At 71.1% G+C, this 2,880-nt stretch carries 3 protein-coding genes and 1 riboswitch; of the genes, 2 read left to right on the forward strand and 1 reads right to left on the reverse strand.

The features are described 5' to 3' along the window. The first annotated feature begins 48 nt into the window (after positions 1–48). Entirely contained in the window at positions 49–960 is a 912-nt protein-coding gene (locus tag E1281_RS38870) for an LLM class F420-dependent oxidoreductase (RefSeq protein ID WP_131884692.1), read from the forward strand. Between the two features lie 78 nt (positions 961–1,038). Here the strand turns inward: E1281_RS38870 and E1281_RS38875 are convergent, their stop codons facing one another. Next, entirely contained in the window at positions 1,039–1,665 is a 627-nt protein-coding gene (locus E1281_RS38875; protein WP_243717801.1) for a TetR/AcrR family transcriptional regulator, read from the reverse strand. An 83-nt stretch (positions 1,666–1,748) separates the two neighbouring features. Continuing rightward, positions 1,749–1,871, forward strand: a riboswitch (cobalamin riboswitch). Positions 1,872–1,942: 71 nt separating this feature from the next. Between E1281_RS38875 and E1281_RS38880 the strand changes: the two genes are divergently transcribed. Next, on the forward strand, positions 1,943–2,860 hold the full coding sequence (locus E1281_RS38880) for an ABC transporter substrate-binding protein (protein WP_243717802.1): 918 nt from the start codon (positions 1,943–1,945) through the stop codon (positions 2,858–2,860). Positions 2,861–2,880 lie beyond the last annotated feature (20 nt).

Raw genomic sequence — 2,880 nt, forward strand, 5'->3', positions numbered from 1 at the left:
ATGTTGGGGTGTACGGATCTGGGCTAGGACGGCTAGTGGGAGGGTGTTGTGCGGGTCGGTGTTCTTCTGAGCGAGCACGGTGGGGCGGATGCGCTCGGCAAGTTGGCGGACGACGTGCGGCGGGCCGCGGATGACGGGTTCCCGTCGGCGTGGATCTCGCAGATCTTCGGGTTGGACGCACCGACCGCGCTGGCCCTGGCCGGGAGCGGTGTGCCGGGCATCGAGCTGGGGACCGCGGTGGTTCCGACCTATCCGCGGCACCCGGCCGTGATGGCGCAGCAGGCCAGGACGGCCGCGCTGGCGCTCCAGGGGCGGTTCACGCTCGGCATCGGGCTGTCGCACAAGATCGTCATCGAAGACATGTACGGGTACGACTACGCCCGGCCGCGGCGCCACATGGACGAGTACCTGTCGGTCCTGCTGCCGCTGCTGGCGGGGGAGAACGCGTCGTTCAAGGGTGAGACCCTCCAGGGCAACATCGGGCTCACCGTTCCGAACGAGGGCCGGGTTCCGGTGCTGCTCGCGGCGCTGGGGCCCAGGATGCTCCAGCTCGCGGGCGAGCGGGCGGACGGCACGGTGCTGTGGATGACCGGGCCCGTCACGATCCGCGAGCACATCGCGCCGAGCATCACGGCGGCGGCCGAGGCGGCGGGCCGGCCGGAGCCGAGGGTGGTGTGCGCGTTGCCCGTGTGCGTGACGGACGATGCCGAGCACGCGCGGGAGCAGGCGGGCCGGATGTTCGAGCTGTACGGGTCGCTGCCGTCCTACCGGGCGATGATGGACCGCGAAGGAGTGGACGGTCCTGCGGACCTGGCCATCGTCGGGGACGAGGACGCGGTCGCGGCGAGGCTGGAGGAGCTGTCCAAGGCGGGCACCACCGATTTCGTCGCGGCGGAGTACATGCCGGGCGAGAACCGTGGCCGCACCAGGGAGTTCCTCAGGGCCTTCAGGGCGAGATGAGTTCGTAGAGATTGCCGCCGGCGTCGGAGAAGCAGACACCGCGCCCGCCGTGCGGGTGGGCGTGGCCGAGGGTGATCGTCATCCAGTGGTCCGTTCCGTGAGCGCGCCGTTCAGGAAGACGTCCAGGCAGGCCTCGATGGAGAGCACCGGCGCGCCGGGACCGCCGGGCGGACGTGACCGCGCGAGCACCAGGGCCATGAAGAGGTCCGCCGCCTGCTCGACGGGCAGGCGCAGCCGGTCGCGTTCGGGCTCGAACAGCTCGGCGAGCGCCTCGCGGGTCCGGTTCATCGCGGCGTCCCGGTCGCGGCCGGCGCCGAGCCCGCCGCCGGCGGGCGGGCGCCGGGCGGGACGGCCCGTCGCGTGGAGGGCCCCGATGACCATGCCCATGCGGGCGAGGTAGTTCTCCAGCGCGGCGCCCGCCTCGGCGAGCCGGTCCGGTAGCGGCCGGTCGAGCGGGATCGCCGCGATCTCGGCCAGGACGCGGTCGGCGCGCAGCGCCTCGGCGACGCAGGCGTCCAGCAGTTCGTCCTTGTCGGCGAACACGCGGAAGATCGTCGCCTCCCCGATACCGGCGGCGCGTGCGATCCGGCCGGTCGTCACGGTCGTCCCGTGCTCGGCGACCATCGGCAGCGCGGTCCGGACGATCATCTCCCGGCGCTCCTGCGGGCTCATTCCCGGGGCACGGCGCCGGTTCCTGGTCTCCATGCCGCCCAGGCTACGGAGTGAGGACTCACACCGTCAAGGACAGAGTGAGCACTCACTCCGGTAAATCCGGACGGATCGGATTCGGCGCCTGATAACGTTGCGATGCTGCGCGCCAGGAGCGAAGTCCGGTGTGAATCCGGTGCTGTCCCGCAACTGTGGTGCCCCTCTCGAAGTGGCCGAGCCAGGTCGCCTCCTCACGCGCCGACGATTCTTCGACCTCGTGGAAGGGCGATCCGTCATGAGCGGGCCGCGGCTTCCCTGCTGCCAGGAGGCTCCAGTGAGACCCGTACGTTCCCTCGGCGCGGTGGTGGCGGTCCTCGCCGTCGTCTTCACGGGCGGCTGCGGCGGAGCCGGCGAGTCCGGCGACGCGAAGCCGGACGCGGGGGCCGTCACCGTCCAGGCCGCCAACGGCGCCGTGACCGTCCCGGCCCGGCCCGAGCGCATCGTGTCGCTCTCCCCCACCCACACCGAGACGCTGTTCGCCATCGGCGCCGGACCGCAGGTGGTGGCGGTGGACGACTACTCCAACCACCCCGCGGAAGCGCCCCGGACGAAGCTGTCGGGCTTCAAGCCGAACGCCGAGGCGGTCATCAAGTACAAGCCCGACCTCGTCGTCCTGTCCGACGACCTGAACGGCATCGTCGGGTCGCTGGAGAAGGTCAAGATCCCCGTGCTGCTGGAGCCGTCGGCGACCAGGCTGGACGAGGCCTACGACGAGATCAACGACCTCGGGAAGGCGACCGGCCGCACCGCCGAGGCCGAGAAGCTCGTCGCGGACATGCGGTCGAGCATTCAGCGGACCGTCGCCGCGTCGCCCAAGGGCAAGGGGCTCAGCTACTACCACGAGCTCGACGACCAGCTGCACTCGGTGACGTCCAGCACGTTCGTCGGCCAGGTGTACGGGCTGTTCGGCCTCGAGAACATCGCCGACGAGGCGGAGAAGGCCACCGGCGGTTATCCGCAGCTGTCCCGCGAGTACCTCCTCAAGCAGGACCCCGACCTGGTCTTCCTGGCCGACACCAAGTGCTGCGGCCAGAACGCCGCCACCATCGCCAAACGCCCCGGCTGGTCCGACCTGGGCGCGGTCAAGAACGACGGCGTCGTGGAACTCGACGACGACATCGCCTCCCGGTGGGGTCCCCGCCTGCCGGAGTTCGTGAAGGCGATGGGCGACGCGGTCCAGAACGTCCAGTGACCACCGCCCTGCCCGGCCCC

The organism is Actinomadura sp. KC345, from assembly GCF_004348515.1.
Taxonomy (GTDB): domain Bacteria; phylum Actinomycetota; class Actinomycetes; order Streptosporangiales; family Streptosporangiaceae; genus Spirillospora.

What these genes read in the sequence shown, in the direction of transcription:
- E1281_RS38875 (WP_243717801.1), bottom strand. Translation starts at nt 1,665, where the DNA reads ATGGAGACCAGGAACCGGCGCCGTGCCCCGGGAATGAGCCCGCAGGAG.